Here is a 25536-nt window from a genome sequence, read left to right as displayed (position 1 = left end):
GGCCACACCCTATCTTGCGGGGTGAAAGAGAGTGATGATGAACGACGAAAAAGACCCACAGGGTAATCCCTGGATCAAGAGTGCGATGATTTGGGCAGGGGTCATCATCGCCCTGCTCCTGTTCGTTTCGCTGTTCGAGCGCCCGACCACCCAGGCCGGCAGCGCCATCGCCTATTCGGAATTCCGTGCCAAGGTGCAGGAAGGCCAGGTCAAGGATGTGGCGATCGCGCCCGACCGGATCACCGGCACCCTGTCGAGTGGCCAGGGTTTCAGCACGGTCCCGGTCAATGACCCCAAGCTGACCGACCTGCTGGACGATTATAATGTCAAATATTCGGGCCAGGCCGAACAGCAGCCCAGCTTCTGGCAGATCATGCTCTACCAGTCGCTGCCGTTCCTGCTGATCCTGGGCATCGCCTTCTTCGTGCTGCGCCAGATGCAGAAGGGCGGTGGCGCCGGTGGCGCGATGGGCTTCGGCAAGTCCAAGGCCAAGCTGCTGACCGAAAAGCATGGCAAGGTGACCTTCGATGACGTCGCCGGCATCGATGAGGCGCGCGAGGAACTGCAGGAAATCGTCGAGTTCCTGAAGGATCCGAGCAAGTTCGCGCGGCTGGGTGGCAAGATTCCCAAGGGCGCGCTGCTGGTCGGTTCGCCGGGTACCGGCAAGACGCTGCTGGCCCGCGCGATCGCGGGTGAGGCGGGCGTGCCCTTCTTCACCATTTCGGGTTCCGACTTTGTCGAGATGTTCGTCGGCGTCGGCGCGAGCCGCGTGCGCGACATGTTCGAGCAGGCCAAGAAGAACGCGCCGTGCATCGTCTTCATCGACGAAATCGACGCGGTCGGCCGCCATCGCGGCGCGGGCCTGGGCAATGGCAATGACGAGCGCGAGCAGACGCTGAACCAGCTGCTGGTCGAGATGGACGGCTTCGAGGCCAATGAGGGCATCATCATCGTCGCGGCGACCAACCGCCCCGACGTGCTGGACCCCGCGCTGCTGCGTCCGGGCCGCTTCGACCGTCAGGTCGTAGTGCCCCGTCCCGACATCGAGGGCCGCGAGAAGATCCTGGCCGTCCATATGAAGAAGGTGCCGCTGGCACCCGACGTCAATCCGCGCACCATCGCGCGCGGCACGCCGGGCTTCTCGGGCGCGGATCTCGCCAACCTGGTCAACGAAGCTGCCCTGATGGCGGCCCGTCGCGGCAAGCGCCTGGTCGCCATGGACGAGTTCGAGGCGGCCAAGGACAAGGTCATGATGGGTAGCGAGCGTCGCTCGATGGTCATGACCGACGACGAGAAGAAGATGACCGCCTATCATGAGGCAGGCCATGCCATCGTCGCGGTCCATGAGCCGGCGTCCGACCCGATCCACAAGGCAACGATCATCCCGCGCGGCCGTGCGCTGGGCATGGTGATGCGCCTGCCGGAACGGGACAGCTATAGCTATCATCGTGACAAGATGCACGCGAACATGGCCGTGGCCATGGGCGGCCGCGTCGCCGAGGAAATCATCTTCGGCTATGACAAGGTGTCGTCGGGTGCGTCGGGCGATATCCAATATGCCACCAAGCTGGCGCGCGACATGGTCACCCAGTGGGGCATGTCCGACAAGCTGGGCCCGCTGCAATATGAAGAGCAGCAGGGCGAGACCTTCCTTGGCTATTCGCAGAGCCAGCGCGTCCATATGTCGGACGAGACGGCGAAGCTGATCGACAAGGAAATCCGTGGTCTGGTGGAGCAGGGCTATGCCCGCGCGCAGGAATTGCTGAAGGGCCATGAGGACCAGTTGCACCTGCTGGCCAACGCCATGCTGGAATATGAGACGCTCTCCGGCGAGGAGATCAAGGCGCTGCTGGAGAAGGGCGAGATCACCCGCGACGACGGCACCACGATCAAGCCGTCGGTGATCCCGGCTGCGGGGTCGTCCATTCCCAAAACGCGCAAGCGCAAGGGGCCGTTCGGCGATCCGACCCCCGCTGGCGCCTGATCCAGCGATTGAGGCAGATGAGAAGGCTCGGCAGATTTGCCGGGCCTTCTTTTTTGTCGGCGGCTGGCAGCACTGCTGAAGGCGGGCTTTACCTTAATCTTAAGGCGTCTCTGGCAGGCATGGACCAGTCTTTGATGATGGCAGGCCATGACCACCAAGAACATGCCTTTTCCCGTGCAGGCGCATGCGCCGACATTGCGGCCCGGCCTCGTGCTCGGGGCCTGCCTGCTGCTGTTCATGGTTGCGGCGTCGCTGTCGGCGCTGCGCGTCAATGTGACGCAGGGGTTCGATGAACTTGCCCATCTATCCTATGTGGCCGAGATCCAGGACGCCAATGGCGCTGCGGTCCCGCTTGAACGGTTGCGGCTGCTCGATCCTGCGACGATGCAATGGACCGACAATGATAATTATCTGAACCATCCCGCGCCCTATTATCAGCTGATGGCAGCGATGGCGCCGCGCCTGACTGGCGTAGGGGCCGGTGCCGTCATCATCCTGCATTTCGCCAATGTCGCGATCGTCGGGATCGGCCTGCTGCTGATGCTGGGATTTGGGCGGGGTCTGGTGCGGGCGGACGCGGAATGGATCGCGCTGGCGCTGAACCTGTGCTGCGTCCGATTGCTGATCGAACTGGCCGGGGCGGTCAACAACGACAATCTGGCCTTTCTGGGCGGCGGTGCGTTGCTGTTCGGATTGGGCCGCTATCTGCGGCGTGGTGCCCTGGGCGACCTGCTGCTGGCGTGCATCGGCCTGATCGTGGCGAGCCTGGCCAAGCTGACGGGATTGATGCTGTGTGGGGGCACATTGGCCGCGCTGCTGATGCTGCTGGTTTGGACGGGGAAGCGAATGCCGCTCCTGCATCTTGGCGTGGTCCTGCTGGCGTTCGCGGTTGCTACCTGGCCGTTTGTCGCCTTCTGGCTGGCTTATGGAAGCCCCGCACCCGACACCTTCGCGCAGCAAAGCCTGTTGCGGGATGGGGCGGCCGCTGCCGGCTGGGCCGGGCAGGCGCGGATGGGCTTTCCGGCCTATGTCCTGATGTTCCTGACATCCTTCGTGGAAGGGTGGATGCCGGTGCTGAGCGAAAGAACGGGGCTGCAATGGGGGGCGCTTGCCATTCCGGCCTGCATGCTGATCCTGGCGATGGACGGGATAAAGCGCGCGGGCGTGGCGGTGCTCGTGCAGCGTCGTCGAGATCCGCTGGCGATGCTGATCCTGGCGGGCGGCGGCGCCGCAGCCGGCGTGATGCTGGTCCATATCCTGTTCAGCTATCAACGGCATCTGGCGACGGGATGGATGATGGACGCCTATCCCCGCTATTATCTGCCGCTGCTGCCGATCGTTCCGCTGGCGGCGCTATATGCCATCCGATCGCTGCCCGACGCGCGGCATAGGCGCCTGGCACGCGGGCTGATGGCAGGGGCGCCGCTGTTCTTTGCGCTGATCGGCTGAGCCGCGTCGGGCGCGGTCAGTCGCCCCGGCGTTGCAGCGCATCGCGGAAGCCGCTGAGCCAGGTGCCGACGCGCTGGATCGCGTCGCCGCCCTTGCCGAGCAGGCCGCGCAATTCCTCCTCCGCCCGGTCAAGCGGCGCGCCGTCGGGGGCGGGCGGCAGGATATGGGCGAAATAGGTGCGGTCGAGCAGGCGACGCAGCAGCCGCTCGCCGATGAAGGGCTCGCCATTGTTGAGCGCGCGGGCGGCTTTCAGCAGGTTGCGGATATCATATTGGGTCGGGCTGAGGTCCGGCACGGCCTTGGGGATATCGAGCAGCGTGTAGACCGCGACCCGCGCGGTGCGGACCGAGCTTTCCATGGTGAAGACCACATCATTGTTGGTTTCCACGAACTGGCCGAGCAGGCCGAGATTGGTGCAACCCTCCGGCACGATGCGGGGGCGGTCGCCAGCCGCGCGCGGCATGAATTCGGCGGTGATATAGGGCATCAGCGCCAGCCGCACCTTGGTGTTGGCGGCGACCGCGTCGACCTGGTCGGCGATGCCCAGATGATAGCAGAGTTCGGCCAATATCTCGCGCCCGGTGCAGGCCGGCATCGGCTTCTTTACATGATTGCCGTCCTTGTCCATCAGCAGGGCATAGACCCACAGCACCAGCACATCGCCGGGCTGGTCGGGGAAATGGGGCTGGCGGTTGCAGGTGAAGCTCATCACCCAATTGCTGTCGGTGAAGGTGATGACCCCGCCGGTGACGGTGCGGCCCGAATAGGGATCATTGACGGACAATTGCTTCAGGCGATCGACCAGCGGCGATGGCTTGCAGGTGAGCGTCGCCGATTCCCAGGTGGAACGGTCCGCGTCGCCATAGAATTTTTCGGGCCGGCCGAAGACCGGCGACTGGGCGGCGAGATTCTTCCACAGCGTCCAGTCGCTGTCGGGGCTGGGATCGGCCTTGCCCCGTTTCAGCACCGGCGCATGGTCCATGTCGCCATAGGCCGTCCCCTCGGTGATCGATCCGGTGAGGGCGAAGACCAGATCGCGGGGACCGACGGCGATGCTGTCTTCCCGGCCGTCGATGCGGCAGAGCAGGTCGGTGACGGTGCGCCGGTCGCCCTCCAGGCGCATGCGCATGTCGCGCACCTGGGTGTCGAAGCGGATTTGCACGCCCTTGTCGCGCAAGAGCTTGCTGAGCGGGCGGACGAAGCTGTCAAACTGGTTATATTTGGGGAAGACCAGCGCCGACATGTCGTGCAGCCCGTCGAGCGCATCGAGGAAGCGGTGCATGTAGAGCTTCATTTCCAGCAGGCTCTGCCAGTTCTGGAAGGCGAACATGGAGCGCCAGAGGAACCAGAAATTGCTCTGGAGAAAGCCTTTGGAGAAATAATCCTCGATCGTCAGGTCATCCAGATCCTCCTTGCGCTTGAGCAGCAGGCGAATGAGTTCCCATTGCTGGGCGCGGGTGAGGCCAAGGGTCGAGAAGTCGCGTATCTCGCCCTGCCGGTGCATCAGCCGGGCCTTCGACCAGTTGGGGTCATTGTCGTTGACCATCCGATATTCGTCGAGGACGCTGAAGCCTGCGGGCAGTTCGAGCGCAGGGACATCCTGGAACATGTCCCACAGATTGTCATAATTCCAGTTCATCTCGCGCCCGCCGCGGATGATATAGCCGTCCTGCGCATTGCCCGCGCCATCGAGCGAGCCGCCCTCTATATCGAGATTTTCGAGGATCATGATGTTGGCGGGCGGCATATGCGCGTCGCGGATCAGATAATAAGCGGCGGCAAGGCCGGCGATGCCGCCGCCGATGATATAGGCCTTGCGCGTGTCGATGCCGTCCGTGGGCAGGGGGCGATTGCGCTGATAGGCGGCCACCATGTCGGGCGGGGGAAGCGTGTTGGCGGCGCTGTTTTCCCAGAAGGCACCGGCTGCGTCGGGTTCGTGGACGAATCCGTCGGGGGCGGTGCGGGGAATGTCGAAACCCGGTATCGGCGATTGGGGCATATCTGCCGTCTCCTTCGCTTGGATCGCGGAACGATCGCAGGGGAAAGCCTTGGTCGGGGTCGGTCTAGCAGCCGGTGGACGGCGTGGGCATTGCGTAAATACCCTGAGACAGGGCAGAAAATCCCATGTGGCTGGCAAGGGGAGCATATTGCGCCTGGCCGCGTCCGGGCCGTTGGACCGGCGGCTGCAGGATGCCGCGCAGGTGCCGCAATAAAATGACGCCGGGGTCTGGCCGTTTTGCGGGTTAATGGTTACATGGGCCGCCACGAATCCCCAGCGGTCCGGTTCCCCTCCGCCCGACCCGCGCAGCAGAAAGTGGCTTTCACATGGACATCCGCCTTGGCCTCACCTTTGACGACGTGCTGTTGCAGCCCGCCGAATCCGATGTGCTGCCCAGCCAGGCGGATACGTCGACCCATGTGACCAAGGCGATCAAGCTGAACATCCCGATCCTGTCGTCGGCGATGGACACGGTGACCGAGGCCGACATGGCGATCGTCATGGCGCAGTTGGGCGGCATCGGCGTGCTGCACCGTAACCTGACGGTCGAGGAACAGGCCGATGCGGTCCGTGCGGTCAAGCGCTTCGAAAGCGGCATGGTCGTCAATCCCATCACCATCCTGCCGACCGCCACGCTGGCCGACGCGCAGATGCTGATGCAGCGCCACAGGATCAGCGGCATTCCGGTTGTCGAGGCCAGCGGCAAGCTGGTCGGCATCCTGACCCATCGCGATACCCGCTTTGCCGAGAATCCCGGCCAGCCGGTCAGCGAGCTGATGACCAAGGACAATCTGGCGACGGTCAAGGCCGGCGTCGGCCAGGATGAGGCGATGCGCCTGCTGCATGCCCGCCGGATCGAAAAGCTGCTGGTGGTCGATGACAATTATCATTGCGTCGGCCTCATCACCGTCAAGGATATCGAGAAGGCCGTCACCTATCCGCAGGCGACCAAGGATGCGTCGGGCCGGCTGCGCGTCGCGGCTGCATCGACCGTGGGCGACAAGGGGCTGGAGCGCAGCAAGGCGCTGATCGACGCGGAATGCGACCTGATCGTCATCGACACCGCCCATGGCCACAGCAAGCAGGTCGCGGTCGCGGTGGAAGCGGTCAAGAAGCTGTCCAACCATGTCCAGGTCGTGGCCGGCAATGTCGCCACCGCCGAAGCGACCAAGGCGCTGATCGACGCCGGCGCGGACTGCGTGAAGGTCGGCATCGGCCCCGGCTCCATCTGTACCACCCGCGTCGTTGCCGGCGTGGGCGTGCCGCAGCTGACCGCCGTCATGGATTCGGCCAATGAAGCGCACAAGCATGGCGTGCCGGTGATCGCCGACGGCGGCCTGCGCACGTCGGGTGACGTCGCCAAGGCGCTGGCCGCGGGCGCCGGCTGCGTCATGGTGGGCTCGCTGCTGGCGGGCACGGCCGAAGCGCCGGGCGAAACCTTCCTGTACCAGGGGCGCGCCTATAAGAGCTATCGCGGCATGGGCAGCGTCGGTGCGATGGCGCGCGGCAGCGCCGATCGCTATTTCCAGGCCGACATCAAGGACCAGATGAAGCTGGTGCCCGAGGGCATTGAAGGCCAGGTGCCGTTCAAGGGGCCGGCTAAGGATGTCATCCATCAGCTGGTCGGCGGCGTGAAGGCGGCGATGGGCTATACCGGCAGCCGCACCATCAAGGATCTGCAGGAACGCGCCCGCTTCGTCCAGATCACCAATGCCGGCCTGTCGGAAAGCCATGTCCACGACGTGACGATCACGCGTGAGGCCCCCAACTATCCGACGCGCTAACCCATTTCATTCCCCTCCCTTCGAAGGGAGGGGTAGGGGTGGGTAGCGAGCGGAGCGAGCCTCCTGCGGAGGCACCCACCCCCAAGCCCCTCCCTGGAAGGGAGGGGGGAAGGTATACATGACTCCATCCGCCCGTATCCAAGCCGCGATCGACCTGCTGGACGCGATCATCGCCGCCGCCCGTGATGGCGGGCCGGCGGCGGACACGCTGATCGCGCGCTATTTCAAGGAACGGCGCTATGCCGGGTCGCGCGATCGCCGCGCGGTGCGCGACCATGTCTATGACGCGATCCGCCGCGTCGCCGATCGGCCCGAGGCCGGCCGCGCGGCGATGATCGGCCTGGTCGAGGCGCAGCCCGAGCTGGCCGCGCTGTTCGACGGATCGACCCATGCGCCGCTGCCGATCGAACCGGGCGAAGCAGGCGCAGCGGCTGGCGCCGTGCCGGGATGGTTGCAGCCCTTGCTGGCCGCGCCGGTGGAGCAGGACGCCCTGCTGGGCCGCGCGCCGGTGGACCTGCGCGTCAACCGGCTGAAGGCGACGCCCGCGCAAGTGGCGCCCGAATTGCCGGATGCGACGCCGATCGAGGGCATCCCGGACGCACTGCGCCTGCCCGAGGGCTATCCGGTCGAGCAGAGCGAGGCGTGGAAGCGCGGCGCGGTCGAGGTGCAGGATGCTGGCAGCCAGTTGATTTCCGCGGCATGCGGGGCGCAGGCCGGGCAGACGGTGATCGACCTGTGCGCGGGGGCGGGCGGCAAGACGCTGGCGCTGGCTGCGGCGATGGGCGGCAAGGGCCGGCTGATCGCCGCCGACACGATCCGCAACCGGATCGACCGGCTGGCGCCGCGTGCCGAGCGGGCGGGTGTGACCTGTATCGAGAGGCTGCTGCTGGACCAGGGGCATGAGGCGCGCGCGCTGGCGCCGCTGGTGGGGCAGGCCGACATCGTGCTGGTCGACGCGCCCTGTTCAGGTACGGGCACCTGGCGCCGCAATCCCGAGGCACGCTGGCGCCTGACCCAGGCGCGGCTCGACCGGCTGGTGTCGGAACAGGCCCGGATCCTGGATTTCGCCGCGCCCTTGCTGGCGCCCGGCGGTTTGCTGGTCTATGCTACCTGCGCATTGACCGACAGAGAGGGGCGGGATCAGGTGGATGCGTTTCTGGCGCGTCAGGCCGGCTGGAGTGCCGAGCCGATCGCAGCGGATATGGGCCGCGCCCATGGCCATGGGCTGCTGCTGACGCCCGGTCATGACGGCACCGATGGCTTCTACTTCGCCCGGCTGCGGAGGACCGCCTGAAACAGGCCATGGACAAGCGCGCGCAAAATAGCGACACTTGCCCTTCGGTCTGCGGGCCTGAGTCAATGCCTGAAACATGGCTGGAGATTTTGATGCGTTTCACCCCGGCCTCGATTGCCCTTGCCGTCCTTCTGACCACCGTTTCCAGCGTGGGCCTGACCCAGCGCCCCGATGCCCAGATCGAACCGCGGTCGATCGAATGGCAGAAGGCGGGCGAGGCGGCGCGCAAGGCGGGCAATCTGACCGGTGCCACCGATGCGCTGGAAAGCGCGCTGGCGATCGATCCGCGCAACCGTGCGGCCTATATCGAACTGGCCGAAGTGGCGCGGGCGCAGGGGCTGCAGGGCAAGGCCATCCGCCTCTACAAGGAAGCGCTGCTGCTCGACCCGACCGACGTGACCGCGATCGCCGGCCAGGGCGAGGCGATGGTCGAGAAGGGCGCGATCGCCAAGGCCAAGGAAAATCTCGCCCAGGCGCAGAACCTGTGCAAGGGCAGCTGCCCCGAGGTCGCGCAGCTCAATGCCGCGATCCAGAAGGGACCGCCGGCAGTCGCGATGACCAGCAAGGAAGCGGTGCCGGGCGCCAAGGCCAACAGCACCGATAATCCGTAATCTATCCGGCTTTCGCCGGTTCGATCGATCGTTCGTAGAAGCGCGTGTCGACCGCCATCCTGGGGAAGGCGGGCGGCAGGTCGTCGGCTTCGACCAGCGCGAACCCATTCTTCTCGTAGAAGCGATGCGCCGCCAGGAAACGGGCGGTGGTGCCGAGATAGATTTGGGCCAGGCCGCGGTCGGCCGCCGCGTCGAGCAGATGGCCGAGCAGCGCCTGGGCAACGCCGGCGGCGCGGCCGCGATAGCTGGATGCCACGAACATCTTGCGCAGTGCGCCCTGACCCTGGCCAATATCCTTGAGCGCGATCGTGCCGACGATCCGGCCGTCCTCCTCCGCGACCCAGAAGCCGCCGGCGCCGGGCAGGTAGAAGCCGGCTATGTCAGTGAGGTCCGGCTGGTCCGCTGCGGTGATGGCGATGCCATATTCGTCGCGCTGGATGCCAAGGATCAGGTCGAGAATGCCCGGCTGGTCGGCGGGGGCGAAGGGGCGGATCAGGGGCAAGGGGCTGGGCTTCCTGGCAGCGGTTCGGAATGATCGACGCGGACGGAAACGAACGACCGCGCCGAAAGCCGCCGGTCAGTTGCTGGCGTTGGCGGCCGGTGCGGGCGTGGCCGTGGCGCTGGCCCCCTCCGGCGTCTGGGCCTTGGGTGCGAAGATGCGCAGGCTGTCGAGCAGGGCCTGTGCGATCGGCTGATATTGTTCGCTCAGCATTTCGGGATAGACGAAGGTGGCGGTGACGATCGCGCCGTCAGGCTGTTTCAGCAGGCGCAGCGCGACATTATTGCCTTCGCCGTCATTGGCGGTGCCGCGATATTCATTCTCGCCGATGAAATCGCCATCCACGCCCTCCGCGCCGTCGGACAGCGCCTCGACAATCTGCTGCAGCGTCTGGTCATTGTCATTCTTCTGCCAGAAGACGCGGACATCGGCCCCCGCACCGGGATCCTGATAGACGACGCCATCGGCATTGCTGGCTTCGCCATCCTTCATCCAGCCTTCGGGCATGGTGACGGAATAGCCATGGTCGATATTCACATAGTTGCGGCTGTCGCCGGCATCATCCTTCTGCGCGTTGGCCAGCGCATTGGCAGCGGCCGCATTGGCGGCGGCGGCCAGTTCCTCCTGGCTCGGCATGTCCGCGACCGGTTCGGCGCGGCCACAGGCGACCAGCAGCAGGAGGGGAGAGCAGGCGGCGAGGAGGGGCGCTTTCATGCCCCGTTCAAAAGCATAGGCGCGGGGATAATTCAACGCCGTAGCGGAACCCCCGCGACAATATGCCCCAGCCGCAGGGCGCCCGGTCCCGCGATCAGGCCGCGTTGTCGATGCCCAGTTCTGCGAGCTTGCGATAGAGGGTCGAGCGGCCGATCCCCAGCCGGCGGGCGACTTCGGTCATGCGGCCGCGATAATGGCCGATGGCCAGGCGGATGACGTCGGCCTCGATCTCGGCGAGCTGGCGGACATGGCCGTCGCCTTCGAACAGGGTGATGCCGGCGGCTTCACGCGGCGGCGTGGCGGCGGCGCGCTGGCGCGGACCGCTGGCGCCGCGCGACAGGATATGGGCGGCGACCTGCGGGAAGTCATGCGGGGTCAGCGCATCGCCCTCGCACAGCACGGCAGCGCGGAACAGGGCGTTCTGGAGCTGGCGGACATTGCCCGGCCAGTCATGCTGCATCAGTAGCGCCAGCGCATCGTCGGTGAGGCCCAGGCCCCGCAGGCCCGGCTGGGTCGCGATGCGGGCGAGGAGATGGCGGCAAAGGGCAGGAATGTCGCCCATGCGCTCCCGCAATGGGGGCACGGTCAACTGCACGACGTTGAGGCGATAATAGAGATCCTCGCGGAACCGGCCGGCCTCGATCTCGTCGCTGAGCTTCTTGTTGGTGGCGGCGATGACGCGGACATCGACATGGACGGGGCGGCGTGCGCCGATCGGCTGCACCTCGCCATCCTGAAGCACGCGCAGCAGCTTGACCTGCGCGTCGAGCGGCATTTCGCTGACTTCGTCGAGGAAGATGGTGCCCATGTCGGCTGACAGGAATTTGCCGACATGGCGGTCGAACGCGCCGGTGAAGGCGCCGCGTTCATGACCGAACAGTTCTGATTCGACGAGGTTGGCGGGGATCGCGCCGCAATTGACGGTCACCATCGCCTGCTTGTGGCGCGGCGAGGCGGCATGGATGGCGCGGGCGACGACATCCTTGCCGACGCCGCTTTCACCCTCGATCAGCACCGGCACGCGGGCGCGTGCAGCCTTGGCGGCGATGGCGAGGGCGGTGCGGAACTGGGGGGCGGCGCCGACGACATCCTCGAACGCCAGCGGGGCGCTGATCTTCTCGGTGAGCGGGCGCAGTTCGCCGCGCACATTGCCCTCCAGCGTCGCGTTGAGCGCGGCGAGCAGCCGTTCGGGCGCGATCGGCTTGGACAGATAATCGGTGGCGCCCGCACGCATCGCCTGCACCGCGACGGCGACGCTGTTATGCGCCGTCAGCACCAGGATCGGCAGGGCGGGGCGCTGCGCATGGATGTCGCCGATCAGGTCGGCCGGATCGAAATCCGGACTCCATTGATCGATCAGGACCGCATTGAGCTGCATGCCGTCCTGCGTGCCCAGCGTCGCCAGGGCGGTTTCGGCATCGCTGGCGAAGATGGTCCGCCATCCCGCGCGCGCGGCCAGCGCAGACACTAGCCGGCGCTGCGCCGGCTCGTCGTCGATCAACATCAGCAAGGGAACGCCTTCGCGAACCATCTGGACCCCTCTTGTGCAAACAGGAGGTCATCCTAGGCGCCGGGGGTAAAAGCGCCCTTAACCTGTAAAGATTTTCTTGTGCCCCTACGGCTTGAGGGGGGTGGGGGGACAGGATAAGAGGTTGCACAACGATGTAATAACTAGGGGAACGGATATGGCTTCTGACGGGAACATCAAGAGCGCAACCCAGACCTATGAAGGGTTTGTCGGCTTCGTGAAGTGGGGCACCATTGCCTGCCTCATCGTTGCCGCGATTGTCGTGCTGCTGATCTCCAGCTGAGCCATGTCGACGCTATAGGAGGGGGATGCTGATATAATGAAAATTGCGATATTGAAGGAACAGGCTGCGGGCGAACGGCGCGTGGCCGGTACGCCCGAGACCGTGAAGAAATTCATCGCGCTGGGCGCAAGCGTGGCCGTCGAGGCTGGCGCTGGCGCGACGGCGTCGATTGCCGACGACGCCTATGCGGCGGCCGGTGCCAGCGTTGGCGATCGTGCCGCGACGCTGGCGGGGGCCGATATCCTGCTGGGCGTGCAAGGCCCTGATCCGGCCAGCCTTGGCGGTGCGGCACCGGGCGCCTGGATCGTCGCGGGCCTCAACCCGTTCGGCGAGCGGGCGCGGGTCGATGCCTATGCCGCCGGTGGCTATGAGGCGCTGGCGATGGAATTCATGCCGCGCATCACCCGTGCGCAGTCGATGGACATCTTGTCGTCCCAGTCGAACCTGTCGGGCTACAAGGCGGTGCTGGACGCGGCGGCCGAATATGACCGTGCCTTCCCGATGATGATGACAGCGGCGGGCACCGTGTCGGCGGCCAAATGCTTCGTCATGGGCGTGGGCGTGGCCGGCCTTCAGGCGATCGCCACCGCGCGGCGGCTGGGTGCGCAGGTAAGCGCGACCGACGTGCGCGCCGCGACCAAGGAGCAGATCGAATCGCTCGGCGCCAAGGCGATCTTCGTGGAGAAGGTGGCCGGCATCGAGGGTGAAGGCACCGGTGGCTATGCCACGGAAATGTCGGACGAATATAAGGCGGCCCAGGCCGAGCTGGTCTCGTCGCACATCGCCAAGCAGGACATTGTCATCACCACCGCGCTGATCCCTGGCCGGCCTGCGCCGCGCCTGATCAGTGACGCGCAGATCGCATCGATGAAGCCGGGCAGCGTGATCGTCGACCTGGCGGTCGAGCAGGGCGGCAATGTCGAGGGCGCGGTCGCCGGCGAAGTGGTCGTGCGCCACGGCGTCAAGATCGTGGGCCATCGCAACGTGCCCAGCCGCCTGGCCGCCGACACCTCCGCCCTGTTCTCGCGCAATCTCTATAATTTCCTGTCCGCCTTCTGGGACAAGGAGAGGAACGCGCCGGTGCTGGACGAGGAAATCGGCAACGCCATCCGCCTGACCCAGGGGGGCAAGGTCGTCAACGAACGGCTGCTGGCAAGCTGATGCGGGCCATGGTCCCCATCCTCCCCTGCAAGGGGAGGGGGACCAGCCGCAGGCTGGTGGAGGGGTATCGCCCTGTCATGAGCGGGACACCCCTCCGTCTGGCTTCGCCAGCCACCTCCCCTTCCAGGGGAGGATGATGTGCTGCAAGGGCAGGCGAACAGGGCACGGCAGTTGCGCAAGGCGATGTCGAAGCCGGAAGTCCTGCTCTGGCAGATATTGAGGCAAAGACCGCAAGGTCTGAAATTTCGCCGTCAGCACCGGTCCGGTCCCTATGTGGCAGATTTTTACTGTCATGAGGCGCGGCTGGTGATCGAGCTGGACGGCGAAGCGCATGCAAGAGGGGATGCGCCGATGAGGGATGAGCAGCGCGACTGCTGGTTTGCGGAACGGGGACTGTCCGTTCTGCGTCTGCCGGCCGCCGCAATCATGAATGATAGGGACAATGCCGTAGCCGCGATCCTGGCCAGGGCAGTCGAAACAAGTGGGGAGGACTAGAATGGACTTCATTGCCATCCTGTCGATTTTCGTGCTGGCGTGCTTCGTCGGCTATTATGTGGTCTGGTCGGTGACGCCGGCGCTGCACACGCCGCTGATGGCGGTTACCAATGCCATTTCGTCGGTCATCATCGTCGGCGCGCTGGTCGCGTCAGCGGAGGCCGGTAGCCTGGCGGCCAAGCTGCTGGGGCTGGTCGCGGTGGTCTTTGCGTCGGTCAATATCTTCGGCGGCTTTGCCGTGACCGAACGCATGCTGGCCATGTACAAGAAGAAGGAGCGCAAGTGATGCACGAGCTTGCGCCCGTCTCGCCCTTCGTTGCGCTGGCCTATCTGGTTTCCGGCGTCCTCTTCATCCTGGCGTTGCGCGGCCTGTCGAGCCCGTCGACCAGCCGTCGCGGCAACCGCATGGGCATGGTCGGCATGGCGATTGCCGTGGTCACGACCCTTTATACCCATGACGTGCTGAGCCTGCCCGAAATCCTGGGCGCCATCGCCATCGGCGGCGGCATCGGCTTCATCATCGCCCGTCGCATCGAGATGACGGCGATGCCGCAGCTGGTCGCGGCCTTCCACTCGCTGGTCGGTCTGGCGGCCGTGCTGGTCGGCGCGGCCGCCTATCTCAATCCCGGCGCGTTCGGCATTCTCGATCCGCTGACGAACGAGATCCACAATGCCAGCCGCATCGAGATGGGGCTGGGCGTCGCGATCGGCGCGATCACCTTCTCGGGGTCGGTCATCGCCTTCCTGAAACTGAACGGCAATATGTCGGGCAAGCCGATCATGCTGCCGGGCCGCCATGTCATCAATCTGGCGACGCTGGCGGCGATCCTGGGCCTGACCGCCTATTTCGTGACCGACCAGTCGCCCTGGATCTTCTGGACTGTGACGGCGCTGAGCTTCGTCATCGGCTTCCTGCTGATCATCCCGATCGGCGGCGCGGACATGCCGGTCGTGGTGTCGATGCTGAACAGCTATTCGGGCTGGGCCGCCGCCGCCATGGGCTTCACCCTGGGCAACACGGCGATGATCATCACCGGCGCGCTGGTGGGCAGTTCCGGCGCGATCCTGTCCTACATCATGTGCAAGGCGATGAACCGCAGCTTCATCAGCGTGATCGCTGGCGGCTTCGGCGCGGAAGCCGGCCCGTCGGGCGGCGGCGCGGCGGCGGTCGACCGTCCCTACAAGCGCGGCAGCGCCGAGGATGCGGCCTTCCTGATGAGCCAGGCGGACAATGTCATCATCGTGCCGGGTTACGGCATGGCGGTCAGCCAGGCGCAGCATGCGCTGCGCGAAATGGCCGACCTGCTGAAGAAGGAAGGCGTGAACGTCAAATATGCGATCCATCCGGTCGCAGGGCGCATGCCCGGCCACATGAACGTGCTGCTGGCCGAAGCGAACGTGCCGTATGACGAGGTGTTCGAGCTGGAGGACATCAACAGCGAGTTCGGCCAGGCCGACGTCGCCTTCGTCATCGGCGCCAATGACGTGACCAATCCGGCGGCCAAGACCGACAAGACGTCGCCCATCTATGGCATGCCGATCCTGGACGTCGCCAACGCCAAGTCGGTGCTGTTCGTGAAGCGCTCCATGGGCGGGGCCGGCTATGCCGGCGTCGACAATGAGGTCTTCTACATGGACAACACGATGATGCTGCTGGCCGACGCCAAGAAGATGGTCGAAGAGATCGTCAAGGCGCTGGCCCACTAAAGTGACCCGATCCACCCGCGCCGGATCGCCCCGTCGACGGGGCGGGTGGATCGTCCTGACTTGTCGAAGCCGGCATCTTTCGTAAAAGAAGGGCTGGGGCACCGACATGCCCGGCCCGCACGGGGCCGGACAGGCGCCCCCATATTGGGAGCGACATGCGTAAACTCGGTCTGATTGGTGGTCTCAGCTGGACGTCCACCGCCCGCTATTATGAGATCATCAACCAGGCGATCCACCGGGCCAAGGGTGGCCAGCACAGTGCGCGGCTGCTGATCGAAAGCCTGGATTTCGCACAGGTTTCCGGCTGCATCACGCAGGAAGACTGGGATTGCGCATCAGGCCATCTGATCGGCGCGGCCCAGCGGCTGGAGCAGGGCGGGGCCGAAGCCCTGCTGATCTGTGCCAATAGCATGCACCGCATCTATGACCGGATCCAGGCGAGCATCGCCATTCCCATCATCCACATCGCCGATGTCGTCGGCACGCGGATGAAGGCCGACCGGATCGATCGCGCCGCGCTGATCGGCACGCGCAACGTGATGACCGAGAAATATTATCGCCAGCGGCTGGTGTCGCACGGCGTGTCGCTGCTGCCGGCCGATGTCGCGCTGGCCGAGCGGATCGACCGGATCGTCTATGACGAACTGACCGTCGGCAAGATCAACCGCGATTCCGAGCGTTTCATGAAGTCGGAACTGACCGACATCGCCAAGGAGGATGTGCAGGCGGTTGTGCTGGCCTGCACCGAACTGGAGATGATCGTCGACGTGAAGGCCAATGTGCTGCCGATCTACGACTGCACCGAAATCCACGCCATGGCGGGCGTCGACTTCATCCTGAGCGAATAGGGATGGCGATGGCCGGGCGCGGTGTCAGACCGCGCTCAGCCCCGCATCGGCCAGGCCCCGCCACAGATGGAGCGCCTGGACGCTTTCCTTGACGTCATGGACGCGCACCATCTGCGCGCCCAGTTGCGCCGCGCGGAAGGCGAGGGCGACCGAGCCACCGAGCCGGTCTGGCGCCGGTGCCTCGTTCGACAGGGCACCGATCAGGCGCTTGCGGCTGCCGGCGAAGAGCAGCGGCACGCCCAGCCCCTGGAAGGTCGCTAGGCCATTCACCAGCGCCAGATTGTCCGCCAGGCTCTTGCCGAAACCCAGGCCCGGATCGACCATGATCTTCTCGCGCGCGATGCCGGCGTCGAGGCAGGCGGCGATGCGGGCGTCGAGATAGTCGAATACGTCGGTGACGACATCGGCATAGCCGTTGGGATTGTCGTGCGGATCGTCACCGGCCGAAGGGGCGTGCATCAGGATCACCGGACAGCCGGCGCGGGCCGCGACCTCCAGGCTGCGGGGATCATGTTCCAGCGCGCTGACATCGTTGATGACATGGGCGCCGGCGGCGAGCGCCGCCTCCATCACTGCGGCCTTGCGCGTGTCGACCGACATGGCGACGCCGGCTGCGGCGAGCTTCTCGATCACCGGCACGATCCGGGCGATCTCGTCGCCTTCCCATAGCTTGGGGGCCTTGGGCCGGGTGGACTCGCCGCCGACATCGATCAGCGCGGCACCGGCCGCCGCCATGGCAAAGCCGGCATCGGCCGCCGCTTGCGGGTCGGTCATATGCTTGCCGCCGTCGGAGAAGCTGTCGGGCGTGATGTTGAGGATCGCCATCGCCTGCGGCGCATCGAAGCGGATGACGCGATCGCCAAGGCTGAGCGGCGCGCGCTGGGCGGAGATGTTGGTTGCGAGCTGGCGGGCGCGCTCGGCCAGCGGATCGGGCAGGGTGGCGGTGATCGCCTCGAACGCGGCGACCGGGATGGTTTCGCGGGCGATGCGGCGGCCGGCATGGCGCGCCGTCAGTTCATAGGCCTGGAACCAGATCAGGCCATTGCCCATCCGCGCCGCCGATCCGTCCGCCAGGCCGATCGGGCTCGGCACGAACCAGGTCGGCTTGAGGTAGAGCCGGGCGTCGGCGGGGATGGAGGAGAGGGTCATAAAGCTCCGTTCGCCCCGGACGGGTGGGGGCCATGTCTTGGAAGAACTATGGCTGCCTCAACCCGAACGGGGGACGGAAATCAAGGCTCGTTGGCGAGCAGATAGGTCTGGCGCAGCGTGTCGATCGGGTGGAGCTTGCCCGCCTTCTCGATATGCCAGAAGGTCCAGCCGTTGCAGCTCGGCGCGCCCTGAAGCGTGGCGCCCAGCTTGTGGATCGAACCGGTGTCGCTGCCCACGGCGAGCGAGCCGTCGGCGCGCACGGTGGCGCTCCAGCGGCGCTTGCTGTCCATCACCACCGAACCGGGCTGGAGATAGCCGGTCTCGACCAGCGTGCCGAAGGCGACCTTGGGCTGCTGGCGCGCGGTCTGCATGATGGCGAGCGCGGATTCATCGAGCGGCAGCGCCTCGGCAATGCGTTCCTCGGCCACCTCGATATAGTCGGGCTCGCGCTCGATGCCGATCCACTGGCGACCCAGGCGCTTGGCGACGGCGCCGGTGGTGCCGGTGCCGAAGAAGGGATCGAGCACGATGTCGCCCGGCTTGGTGCAGGACAGCATCACGCGATAAAGCAGCGATTCCGGCTTCTGCGTGGGATGTGCCTTGGTGCCGTTGCGCTTCAGCCGCTCCTGGCCGCCGCAGATCGGCAGCACCCAGTCGGAGCGCATCTGCAACTCGTCATTGAGCGTCTTCATCGCCTTATAGTTGAACGTGTACTTCGCATCCTCGCCCTGGCTGGCCCAGATCAGCGTTTCATGTGCGTTGGTGAAGCGGGTGCCCTTGAAATTGGGCATCGGGTTCGCCTTGCGCCAGATGATGTCGTTGAGGATCCAGAAGCCCTCATCCTGCAAGGCAGCGCCGACGCGGAAGATGTTGTGATAGCTGCCGATCACCCAGATCGTGCCATTGGGCTTCAGGATGCGGCGCGCCTGCGCCAGCCACGCCTTGGTGAAGCGGTCATAGCTGCTGAGCGTGTCGAACTTGTCCCAGTCATTGTCGACCGCATCGACGCGGCCGCCCTCGGGGCGGAACAGGTCGCCGCCGAGCTGAAGATTATAAGGCGGATCGGCAAAGATCATGTCGATGCAGCCGTCGGGCAGCTTGGCCATTTCCGCGATACAGTCACCGCGCAGCAGGCGGTTTGCCTCGATCGCCGGTGCCGGCGCGAGCGCAACCGCCTTCTTCCGCCGCGGTGCGACGCGTTCCATGACACCCATGTGTGCAACCCCCATATGTTTCGTCCATCAGCACTGAGTCCTCAGGAGTCTGCCGTCAAGGTCAGGGATTTAGCGCTCGTCCCTGTCAGGATTGCGAGGATGGTGGAGAACGAAGCGGGTAGCCACAACATATTGAGTCATGCGAGTCGCGGGAGACTCATCATCGGGTGGTGTGACTCAAAAGACTCAGCGGGAAGGCGGTTCGCACTTTTTTTAGTTAATGGCGCGGCCGAGTCGAAAATCATCCTCCGCTTGACCAACTCATAACCAGATGATTATGAAATTTGCATGACGGAAGTGAAATTCAGAGGCGATCTTGGAGCGAACAGCGATTCACTCTTCAAGGCGCTGTCCGACGGCACGCGACGTGCCCTGCTGGAATATCTGGTGCGCGAAGGGGAGCAGAATGTCGTGGCGCTGACTGCCGTGGCCGGCGTGTCGCAACCGATGGTGTCGCGCCATATGGGCAAGCTCAAGCGCGCCGGTCTGGTGACGGCCCGGCGGACGGGGCGCGAAACCTGGTTCGCGGCGCGGACCAAGGGGCTGGGGCCGGTGGTGCAGTGGATGGCGATCTATGGTGCGCTCTGGTCGCAGCGCTTCACGCCGATGGAACATGCCGGAGATTGAACGGGAAACTGCTGACAGGAAAAGGGGCGCCATTGGCCCCTTTCGGTTTTCCAGGCTGTGCGCGGGATCAGCGCAGCGGCGTCCAGGTCTGGGTCTTGCAGAAGAAGGCGATGCAGCCCTGAACCTTGAGCGTGCCGTCGCCATTGCGGCTGACCTTGGACGTATAGCTCTTGCCGCTTTCCGGGTCGTAGATCGTGCCCTTCCAGATATCGCCGGCATCGCTGAAGCCCGACAGCAGGGCAAGGCCGACCAGCGGCTTGGAGCGCAGCGCCGGATCGGGGTTCTTGATGTCGGTCTGGGGGCGGCCGGGCGTCGGCTTAACGATCTTCTCGATCTTGCCGCAGATGCTCTTTCCGCAGGGTGCGATCTGGACGATCGCCTTGCCATCGACGGTCGACCAGCGGCCGGTGATGGGCTGGGCGGCATAAGCGGGCAGGGCGGTGGTGAAGGCGGTCAGAGCGGCGATGGCGACGCGAGCGCCGGTCTTGATGGTCATGATGCGATCCTCTCCTTTTGGGTTGAGGGTGAGAATAAGGGAGGAAAATGCGGCGCGCCAGCGCTTCGCTTGCAGTTTACGGAAACGGAAAGAGGGGACGCTACGGCAGCGCCCCCTCCTTGGTCTGAATTTTTTTAGAAAGCCGTGCTGATCGAGCAGGCGGCCGGACCCAGGATGACGACGAACAGGGTCGGCAGGATGAAGAGAATCAGCGGCACGGTCATGATCGCGGGGAGACGGGCGGCCTTTTCCTCGGCGCGCATCATGCGTTCATGGCGGAACTCGGCCGACAGCACGCGCAGCGCGGAGGCGAGCGGCGTGCCATATTTCTCGGTCTGGATCATGGTCGTGACCACGCCCTTGACCGCGTCCAGCTTCACGCGCGTGGCGAGGTTTTCAAACGCCATGCGGCGTTCGGTAAGGAAGCTGAGCTCGATCGCCGTCAACTGGAACTCGTCGCCCAGTTCGGGATAGGCGCGGCCCAGTTCGCGGGCGACGCGGCTGAAGGCGGCATCGACGGTCAGACCGGCCTCGGCGCAGATGACCAGCAGGTCGAGCGCGTCGGGCAGGCCCTTGCGGATCGCGGCGGAGCGCTTGGCGATCTTGTTGTCGATGAAGAGGTCGGGGGCCTTGTAGGCGAGCAGCAGTGCGCCGGCGAAGGCCATGAAGCGCTTGGCGCCGCCCCATTCGGGATAGATGCCCACGGCATAAAGCAGGATCGCAGCAGTGCCGCCGATCAGGATCGGCATGATCATGCGGCCGAAGATGACGGCGACGGCCCAGTCCTTGGACCGGATGCCGGCCTGGGCCAGGCGAATCTGCGCGTCCTTGAGCTGGTCATCCTGCAGCACCTTGAGGCTGGTCAGGAAGGACCGCATCTGGTCGGTCGTCTGGTTCTTGTTGACCAGCTTGGCGCGGCGCTTGGCGGTCGAGGCGGTGATGCCGGCCTTGAGCTGTTCGCGGCGTTCGTTGAGCGCCTTGACCCGCTTGGCCATCGGATCGCGCACCGTCATCACGGCATAGAGCGCGTAGAGGGTGGCAAGCGTGGCCAGCGCGGCAAGCAGCGTCCCGAAATCGGTCGCGGTCATGCCGAACAGGGTGCCGGTGGGGGTAGGGGCGTCCATATCTCTATCCGTTCCCCGTCAAATCTCGAAGTTGATCATCTGGGCCATGATGAAGGCGCCGATGGCCATCCAGCACATGCCGCCAATGCCGACGACCTGCATGGTCGAGAGCCCGAAAATGCCCGCCGGATCGGGGGTGAAGAAGGGGCTCATATAGCCAAAGTTGATGTAGCAGATCATGCCGAACACGAGGAAAGGCAGGACGCCGATGATATAGGCCGACGCCTTGGATTCCGACGACATGGCGCGGATCTTGAGCTTCATCTGGGCGCGCTGGCGCAGCACGGTGGCAAGGTTCTGCAGCGTTTCGGCGAGGTTGCCGCCGGTTTCGCGCTGGATCGCCAGGGTGATGACGAAAAACTGGAATTCCGGCGTGCCGAGGCGATCTGCGGTTTCCTGCAGCGCCTGGTCCATGCTCTTGCCGATCTTGATCCGTTCGGTGATCAGCTTGAACTCCTCACCGACCGGTCCGGGGATTTCGCTCGACACGATGCCCAGCGTCTCGCCGACCGGCAGACCCGAGCGCAGGCCGCGGGTCAGCAGTTCCAGCGCATCGGGGAACTTGGCGTTGAATTGATGGATCCGCTTGTTGATCAGGCGGCCAACCCACAGATGCGGCAAGGCAAGGCCTGCCGCCAGCCCGACCATCAGGGCCAGCAGGAAGGGGAAGCCGCGCATCAGAAGCAGCAGGGTGGTTAGCAGAAAGACCACTGCGCAGGACGTCATATATTGGCTGAGCGTCCATTTCTTGCCGGTCATGCGGATGCGCTTGGCCAGATTCTCCGGATTGGGGATCAGCGAGACCAGCATCTTGGCTTCGTTGCCGGTCGCCCGAGTGGAGATGGCCTTGCGCATGCGCGCTTCCATCATCGCCTCGGTGGAATCGCTGTGACGGCCCCGGATCAGGGCGACCCGGCGTTTCTGCGCCTTGTCGGGCGAGGGGCCGGCAAAGGCGACCACGACCAGGCCAAGCATGGTCGCGACCAGCACCAAGATCAGAAGGAAATTGCCGTCCATTGTTCGCCCGTTCCCCGTGCGTGAATATGGCTGTGCGGGGCCGCCCTGAAGCGGCCCGCGCGTCAGCCTTCCAGTGCCGTCGCCTTGTCCTTGCGGCGCGACGGGATCATGCTCTTGAAATCGCCGATCTTGCCGAGCAGGGAATCTCCCTTCCTGGCTGTCGACTTGGCGCCCGGATTATCGGCTTCATCGCCGGCCAGACCCAGAACTTCGTCCATCATGGCGGTGCAGGCGGCGCCGACCTTGCTGCCCTTGGCGGTTTCGGCCAGCGTCTTGCCGAGCTTGGCGGCCTGGGCCGCGATGCGCAGGTCGAACGGCACGATCACATCGACCTTGCGTTCGATCGACTGTTCGAAATCCTTGCGGCTGATTTCCGGCGCGCCGGGATGGACGCGATTGGCGACCACCAGGATGCGGGCCTGCGGTGCATTCGACTTGAGCCAGGACAGGATGCGGATCGTGTCGCGCGCCGCCGCCAGGCTGAGTTCGGTCACCACCACCGCGACATTGACGTCGGTCATCAGGTGTGTGTGCTGGATCAGCATGTTGCGCGGCAGATCGATGATGCTGCATTCGAACGCCTGACGGAACTCCTCCAGCAACTGGTAGAAGGCGCCGCCGTCGGTCATCATCGGCTGGTTGATCGGCGCTTCGGCCGACAGGATGGCCAGCATGTCGCTGGCGCGGACCATGGCGCGCTCGATGAACAGGCCGTCGATGCGGCTGGGATTCTCGATCGCGTCGGTCAGGCCACGGCCCGGTTCCAGATCCATCGCCAGCGCATTGGTGCCGAAATGGATGTCGAGATCGAGCAGCGCGGTCGGGCGCTTCTTCTTCTCGCTCAGCATCCAGGCGAGCGATGTTGCCATGCTGGATGCGCCGACGCCACCACGGGTGCCGACGACGGCAACCGTCATGTGCGGGCGTTCCGGCCCGGCGTCGCGCGGGGCGAGGAAGACGGCCTGGGCCTGGGCCAGTGCGTCGCGCAACTGGTCTGCGCCGAAGGGCTTGAGCAGATAGTCCTGGATGCCGCTGGCGACCAGATCACGATAAAGGCGCACGTCATTGACCTGGCCCGCCGCGATCACGACGGTGCCGGGTTCGCACACTTCGGCGAGGCTGTTGATGTCGTTCAGCGGATCGCCGCTTTCCGACATGTCGACGAACAGGATCTGCGGGCTGGCGGTGATCGACAGGCTCTGCACCGCGTTGCGCATGCCGCCCTTGTTCACCTTTTCCGGTGCCCAGCCCATTTCGGAGGCGACCGCACGGAGCAGGTCGAAGCTGTGGTCGTCGCAGACGAAGGCGTGGAAGGGGTCGCGCTGGCCCACGGAACCATGTTTCCAGGGTGCGTTCATCTTACTGGCCTCCGTTCGAGAGCTGCTTGAGGTCGCCCGAGCCGGTCGGCGCCTTGTCGCGATAGGTGGAAATGGCGCGGTTCGAGGTCGCGGTGCGCAATTCGCTGTCCGTGCTCTGGCCACGAACCAGATCTTCGGGATCGGCAACCATTGCCGCCAGATTGCTGTTCACGCCGCAGCCGAAATTGGACGACGCGCCCAGGCTCATCGGCGTTTCGGCCTTGTTCGACCAGTCGGGGCAGCCGGGAACCGACGCGGTGGTGCGGCGGACGACCAGACGGATGGTGCCCTCGGGCGCGGAGCCGGCGGCGGCCGAACTGTCCTGGCCGAGCAGCATGCCATGGCGGGCGACGACATTGGCGATGTCTTCGCCAAGATCGGGGCTGTAATAGCCGGCGTCAGTGACGATCGCGACCTGGTCGCCATAGCCAAGCTTGATCGTGGCAAACCAGTCGTCGAGGCGCGCGGCTTCGGCGGGCGCGAGGCGAGCGCCGCCGGCCTGCACGTCGAACGTGTAGCTGGCATAGCTGACGACCGGCTGATGGACCGAGTCCACGCCGCGATTGACGCTGTCGGTCGAGCAGGCCGCCAATGGCAGCGCCAGCAGGGCGATGGCGCCGAGGCGGACGAGGGTCTTGCGGGAGGTGGAAGTCATGTCTTTCGTCCTTCCGTCAGAAACTGAAGCCGGGGGTCGCGCCGCCCGACTTGCCGGACGAGCGATCTTCGTCGCGGGCGGCCAGCGCGGGCGCCGCGATCGATGCCTGCGGGCCGGGCGTGGGCGCCACGGGCGAACCGGGTGCGCGGGTCGGCATATTTGGCTGCGCTCCGCTGACGCCGTCATGCATCTGCTGCAGGAACAGGCCCTGGCCGACATTGGCGTTGCGGAAGCCATCGGTTGGCAGGCGAATGTCGGACGCGTTGACCGGCTTCACCAGATAGGGGGTCACGACGATCACCAACTCGGTCTCGTTACGCTGGAAGCTGCGCGACTTGAACAGGCTGCCCAGGATCGGGACATTGCCCAGGCCCGGCACCTTGTTGACGTTGTTGGCGGCTTCATTGTTGAGCAGGCCGGCGATCATGAAGGCCTGGCCTGAACCCAGTTCGACGGTGGTTTCGGCGGTACGGCTCTTGAGTGCGGGCACCGAACTGCTGACGCTGAAGTCGAGGCTCGACACGGTCGGGCGGACGCGCAGCGAGATGCGACCGTCGGCAAGAACCGTCGGGGTGAAGGCCAGTTGCACGCCATATTGCTTGAACTGGATGCTGTTGCCCGACGAGGGGCCGTTATTGACCGTATAGGGATATTCGCCACCGGCCAGGAAGCTGGCGGTTTCGCCCGACAGGGCGGTCAGGTTCGGCTGGGCCAGGGTACTGGCCAGGCCGCTGGATTCTGCGAGGTCGAGCGCACCGGCAATGTCCATGCCGAACAGGCGGGCAACGCCGCCAAGGCTGTAGGAGCCATCGACGGGAGTCGTGAACGACCAGCTGTTGTTGGCCGAATCATAGCTGGCGAAATCACGGCTGCCGCCACCGATGACGCCGCCCAATTTACCGCCACTATTGTCCTGGCTGGTGAAGTTGGTGCCGATCTTGTGGCCGACATCCTTGCTGACTTCGGCGATCTTGACCTGCAGCATGACCTGAAGCGGGGTCGCCATCAGCAGGCGGCTGACCACGGTCACGTCCTTGCCGACGAAGGCCTGGGTCAGGCGTTCGGCTTCGGCCGCGTCCTCGGGCGCCTTTATCGTCCCGGTCAGCAGTACCATGCCGTTCATCTTGTTGACGGCGATATTGGCACCCGGCATCGCCAGGCGCAGCATGTCGTCGATGGTGGTCAGGTTGTTGCCGACCCGAACCGTGCCGGAAAACAGCACTTTGCCATTGCCGGCCGTCACGAAGACGGTGGTTTCGCCCGGCTTTTTGGCGATCAGATAGAGCTGGTTATTGGTCCGGACATGGACATCGACAACGTCGGGGTTGGCGATGACGACGTCCGACATCTTGGCCGGCAGGTTGACGACCTTGCTGCCGCCGACCGACATCAGGATCGCATTGTCCTGATCGGCTGCGGGGGCGGCGTTGAGCGCCGTGGTCGGCGCGGCGACCATGGCAAGCGCCAGGCCAAGCGCGATCGCCGGGGCGGCGAGCGGACGGGCCGCCTTGTGCCGCGCGAGCATCTGGTAAGCGTTCAT

Annotated in this window: 24 protein-coding genes; 12 read left to right on the top strand and 12 right to left on the bottom strand. The window is 65.2% G+C overall.

Going from position 1 to position 25536, the window contains the following annotated elements:
* The first annotated feature begins 37 nt into the window (after positions 1-37).
* Positions 38-1984: an ATP-dependent zinc metalloprotease FtsH gene (ftsH, locus tag U0025_RS13955; RefSeq protein ID WP_004208015.1), complete on the top strand. Its 1947-nt coding sequence runs from the start codon at positions 38-40 to the stop codon at positions 1982-1984.
* Between the two features lie 147 nt (positions 1985-2131).
* A complete protein-coding gene (locus U0025_RS13950) occupies positions 2132-3433 on the top strand; it encodes a hypothetical protein (protein ID WP_004208014.1) in 1302 nt (433 codons plus the stop codon).
* Between the two features lie 16 nt (positions 3434-3449).
* Here U0025_RS13950 and U0025_RS13945 read toward each other — a convergent pair whose 3' ends face one another.
* A complete protein-coding gene (locus tag U0025_RS13945; RefSeq protein ID WP_004208013.1) occupies positions 3450-5432 on the bottom strand; it encodes an oleate hydratase in 1983 nt (660 codons plus the stop codon).
* A 326-nt stretch (positions 5433-5758) separates the two neighbouring features.
* Between U0025_RS13945 and guaB the strand changes: the two genes are divergently transcribed.
* The 3 genes from guaB to U0025_RS13930 all read left to right on the top strand — a co-directional run bounded on the left by guaB (position 5759) and on the right by U0025_RS13930 (position 9121).
* The gene (gene guaB, locus U0025_RS13940; RefSeq protein WP_004208012.1) at positions 5759-7216 is read left to right on the top strand and encodes an IMP dehydrogenase; all 1458 of its coding nucleotides are present in this window, start codon (positions 5759-5761) and stop codon (positions 7214-7216) included.
* A gap of 118 nt (positions 7217-7334) precedes the next feature.
* Positions 7335-8510: an RsmB/NOP family class I SAM-dependent RNA methyltransferase gene (locus U0025_RS13935; protein ID WP_004208011.1), complete on the top strand. Its 1176-nt coding sequence runs from the start codon at positions 7335-7337 to the stop codon at positions 8508-8510.
* Positions 8511-8602: 92 nt separating this feature from the next.
* Entirely contained in the window at positions 8603-9121 is a 519-nt protein-coding gene (locus U0025_RS13930; protein ID WP_004208010.1) for a tetratricopeptide repeat protein, read from the top strand.
* A 1-nt stretch (position 9122) separates the two neighbouring features.
* Here U0025_RS13930 and U0025_RS13925 read toward each other — a convergent pair whose 3' ends face one another.
* The 3 genes from U0025_RS13925 to U0025_RS13915 all read right to left on the bottom strand — a co-directional run bounded on the left by U0025_RS13925 (position 9123) and on the right by U0025_RS13915 (position 11865).
* On the bottom strand, positions 9123-9623 hold the full coding sequence (locus tag U0025_RS13925; RefSeq protein ID WP_004208009.1) for a GNAT family N-acetyltransferase: 501 nt from the start codon (positions 9621-9623) through the stop codon (positions 9123-9125).
* Positions 9624-9698: 75 nt separating this feature from the next.
* The gene (locus U0025_RS13920) at positions 9699-10334 is read right to left on the bottom strand and encodes a hypothetical protein (protein ID WP_004208008.1); all 636 of its coding nucleotides are present in this window, start codon (positions 10332-10334) and stop codon (positions 9699-9701) included.
* A 94-nt stretch (positions 10335-10428) separates the two neighbouring features.
* Positions 10429-11865 carry a sigma-54-dependent transcriptional regulator gene (locus U0025_RS13915; protein WP_004208007.1) on the bottom strand — a complete coding sequence of 479 codons (1437 nt, stop codon included), beginning with the start codon at positions 11863-11865 and terminating at the stop codon, positions 10429-10431.
* Between the two features lie 154 nt (positions 11866-12019).
* Here U0025_RS13915 and U0025_RS13910 point away from each other — a divergent pair, with 154 nt between their 5' ends.
* The 6 genes from U0025_RS13910 (at position 12020) to U0025_RS13885 (ending at position 16356) form a co-directional block, all read left to right on the top strand.
* Positions 12020-12145, top strand: a complete 126-nt coding sequence (locus tag U0025_RS13910) for an aa3-type cytochrome c oxidase subunit IV (protein ID WP_004208006.1) — start codon at positions 12020-12022, stop codon at positions 12143-12145.
* A gap of 36 nt (positions 12146-12181) precedes the next feature.
* Positions 12182-13306 (top strand): NAD(P) transhydrogenase subunit alpha, encoded by a 1125-nt coding sequence (locus tag U0025_RS13905; protein ID WP_004208005.1) that lies wholly within the window; start codon positions 12182-12184, stop codon positions 13304-13306.
* A 183-nt stretch (positions 13307-13489) separates the two neighbouring features.
* Positions 13490-13801, top strand: coding sequence for an endonuclease domain-containing protein (locus U0025_RS13900; protein WP_051156948.1), 312 nt, complete (start codon positions 13490-13492; stop codon positions 13799-13801).
* A gap of 1 nt (position 13802) precedes the next feature.
* Positions 13803-14087 (top strand): NAD(P) transhydrogenase subunit alpha part 2, encoded by a 285-nt coding sequence (locus U0025_RS13895; RefSeq protein ID WP_004208003.1) that lies wholly within the window; start codon positions 13803-13805, stop codon positions 14085-14087.
* Positions 14087-15508 (top strand): NAD(P)(+) transhydrogenase (Re/Si-specific) subunit beta, encoded by a 1422-nt coding sequence (locus U0025_RS13890; RefSeq protein ID WP_004208002.1) that lies wholly within the window; start codon positions 14087-14089, stop codon positions 15506-15508. The genes U0025_RS13895 and U0025_RS13890 overlap by 1 nt, the downstream gene beginning before the upstream one ends.
* A gap of 155 nt (positions 15509-15663) precedes the next feature.
* Entirely contained in the window at positions 15664-16356 is a 693-nt protein-coding gene (locus U0025_RS13885; protein ID WP_004208001.1) for an aspartate/glutamate racemase family protein, read from the top strand.
* 24 nt (positions 16357-16380) lie between these two features.
* Here U0025_RS13885 and folP read toward each other — a convergent pair whose 3' ends face one another.
* Both folP and U0025_RS13875 read right to left on the bottom strand, forming a co-directional pair.
* Positions 16381-17505, bottom strand: coding sequence for a dihydropteroate synthase (folP, locus tag U0025_RS13880; RefSeq protein ID WP_004208000.1), 1125 nt, complete (start codon positions 17503-17505; stop codon positions 16381-16383).
* An 80-nt stretch (positions 17506-17585) separates the two neighbouring features.
* Positions 17586-18719 carry a site-specific DNA-methyltransferase gene (locus tag U0025_RS13875; protein WP_010336249.1) on the bottom strand — a complete coding sequence of 378 codons (1134 nt, stop codon included), beginning with the start codon at positions 18717-18719 and terminating at the stop codon, positions 17586-17588.
* A gap of 288 nt (positions 18720-19007) precedes the next feature.
* Between U0025_RS13875 and U0025_RS13870 the strand changes: the two genes are divergently transcribed.
* Positions 19008-19346 carry an ArsR/SmtB family transcription factor gene (locus tag U0025_RS13870; RefSeq protein WP_004207998.1) on the top strand — a complete coding sequence of 113 codons (339 nt, stop codon included), beginning with the start codon at positions 19008-19010 and terminating at the stop codon, positions 19344-19346.
* A gap of 67 nt (positions 19347-19413) precedes the next feature.
* On the opposite strand, the gene U0025_RS13865 is transcribed toward U0025_RS13870, so the two are convergent.
* The 6 genes from U0025_RS13865 to U0025_RS13840 all read right to left on the bottom strand — a co-directional run bounded on the left by U0025_RS13865 (position 19414) and on the right by U0025_RS13840 (position 25536).
* Complete coding sequence (locus tag U0025_RS13865; RefSeq protein ID WP_004207997.1) at positions 19414-19842, bottom strand: DUF2147 domain-containing protein; 429 nt, start codon at positions 19840-19842, stop codon at positions 19414-19416.
* Between the two features lie 134 nt (positions 19843-19976).
* The gene (locus U0025_RS13860; RefSeq protein WP_004207996.1) at positions 19977-20966 is read right to left on the bottom strand and encodes a type II secretion system F family protein; all 990 of its coding nucleotides are present in this window, start codon (positions 20964-20966) and stop codon (positions 19977-19979) included.
* A gap of 18 nt (positions 20967-20984) precedes the next feature.
* Positions 20985-21983, bottom strand: coding sequence for a type II secretion system F family protein (locus U0025_RS13855; RefSeq protein ID WP_004207995.1), 999 nt, complete (start codon positions 21981-21983; stop codon positions 20985-20987).
* A 62-nt stretch (positions 21984-22045) separates the two neighbouring features.
* Complete coding sequence (locus tag U0025_RS13850) at positions 22046-23341, bottom strand: P-loop NTPase (protein WP_004207994.1); 1296 nt, start codon at positions 23339-23341, stop codon at positions 22046-22048.
* 1 nt (position 23342) lies between these two features.
* Positions 23343-23996, bottom strand: coding sequence for a CpaD family pilus assembly protein (locus U0025_RS13845; RefSeq protein ID WP_004207993.1), 654 nt, complete (start codon positions 23994-23996; stop codon positions 23343-23345).
* Positions 23997-24012: 16 nt separating this feature from the next.
* Complete coding sequence (locus U0025_RS13840) at positions 24013-25536, bottom strand: type II and III secretion system protein family protein (protein WP_004207992.1); 1524 nt, start codon at positions 25534-25536, stop codon at positions 24013-24015.

This window comes from Sphingobium yanoikuyae (genome assembly GCF_034424525.1).
In the GTDB taxonomy this organism is placed as follows: domain Bacteria; phylum Pseudomonadota; class Alphaproteobacteria; order Sphingomonadales; family Sphingomonadaceae; genus Sphingobium; species Sphingobium yanoikuyae.
This window is presented reverse-complemented; position numbering and strand designations above follow the sequence as displayed.

Coding starts and splice junctions, on each gene's coding strand:
- U0025_RS13895 (WP_004208003.1), top strand. CDS start 13,803: ATGGACTTCATTGCCATCCTGTCGATTTTCGTGCTGGCGTGCTTCGTC.
- U0025_RS13865 (WP_004207997.1), bottom strand. CDS start 19,842: ATGACCATCAAGACCGGCGCTCGCGTCGCCATCGCCGCTCTGACCGCC.
- U0025_RS13870 (WP_004207998.1), top strand. CDS start 19,008: ATGACGGAAGTGAAATTCAGAGGCGATCTTGGAGCGAACAGCGATTCA.
- U0025_RS13885 (WP_004208001.1), top strand. CDS start 15,664: ATGCGTAAACTCGGTCTGATTGGTGGTCTCAGCTGGACGTCCACCGCC.
- U0025_RS13920 (WP_004208008.1), bottom strand. CDS start 10,334: ATGAAAGCGCCCCTCCTCGCCGCCTGCTCTCCCCTCCTGCTGCTGGTC.
- U0025_RS13900 (WP_051156948.1), top strand. CDS start 13,490: ATGTCGAAGCCGGAAGTCCTGCTCTGGCAGATATTGAGGCAAAGACCG.
- ftsH (WP_004208015.1), top strand. CDS start 38: ATGAACGACGAAAAAGACCCACAGGGTAATCCCTGGATCAAGAGTGCG.
- U0025_RS13845 (WP_004207993.1), bottom strand. CDS start 23,996: ATGACTTCCACCTCCCGCAAGACCCTCGTCCGCCTCGGCGCCATCGCC.
- guaB (WP_004208012.1), top strand. CDS start 5,759: ATGGACATCCGCCTTGGCCTCACCTTTGACGACGTGCTGTTGCAGCCC.
- U0025_RS13950 (WP_004208014.1), top strand. CDS start 2,132: ATGACCACCAAGAACATGCCTTTTCCCGTGCAGGCGCATGCGCCGACA.
- U0025_RS13945 (WP_004208013.1), bottom strand. CDS start 5,432: ATGCCCCAATCGCCGATACCGGGTTTCGACATTCCCCGCACCGCCCCC.
- folP (WP_004208000.1), bottom strand. CDS start 17,505: ATGACCCTCTCCTCCATCCCCGCCGACGCCCGGCTCTACCTCAAGCCG.
- U0025_RS13860 (WP_004207996.1), bottom strand. CDS start 20,966: ATGGACGCCCCTACCCCCACCGGCACCCTGTTCGGCATGACCGCGACC.
- U0025_RS13905 (WP_004208005.1), top strand. CDS start 12,182: ATGAAAATTGCGATATTGAAGGAACAGGCTGCGGGCGAACGGCGCGTG.
- U0025_RS13850 (WP_004207994.1), bottom strand. CDS start 23,341: ATGAACGCACCCTGGAAACATGGTTCCGTGGGCCAGCGCGACCCCTTC.
- U0025_RS13935 (WP_004208011.1), top strand. CDS start 7,335: ATGACTCCATCCGCCCGTATCCAAGCCGCGATCGACCTGCTGGACGCG.
- U0025_RS13930 (WP_004208010.1), top strand. CDS start 8,603: ATGCGTTTCACCCCGGCCTCGATTGCCCTTGCCGTCCTTCTGACCACC.
- U0025_RS13915 (WP_004208007.1), bottom strand. CDS start 11,865: ATGGTTCGCGAAGGCGTTCCCTTGCTGATGTTGATCGACGACGAGCCG.
- U0025_RS13840 (WP_004207992.1), bottom strand. CDS start 25,536: ATGAACGCTTACCAGATGCTCGCGCGGCACAAGGCGGCCCGTCCGCTC.
- U0025_RS13855 (WP_004207995.1), bottom strand. CDS start 21,983: ATGGACGGCAATTTCCTTCTGATCTTGGTGCTGGTCGCGACCATGCTT.
- U0025_RS13890 (WP_004208002.1), top strand. CDS start 14,087: ATGCACGAGCTTGCGCCCGTCTCGCCCTTCGTTGCGCTGGCCTATCTG.
- U0025_RS13875 (WP_010336249.1), bottom strand. CDS start 18,719: ATGGGTGTCATGGAACGCGTCGCACCGCGGCGGAAGAAGGCGGTTGCG.
- U0025_RS13910 (WP_004208006.1), top strand. CDS start 12,020: ATGGCTTCTGACGGGAACATCAAGAGCGCAACCCAGACCTATGAAGGG.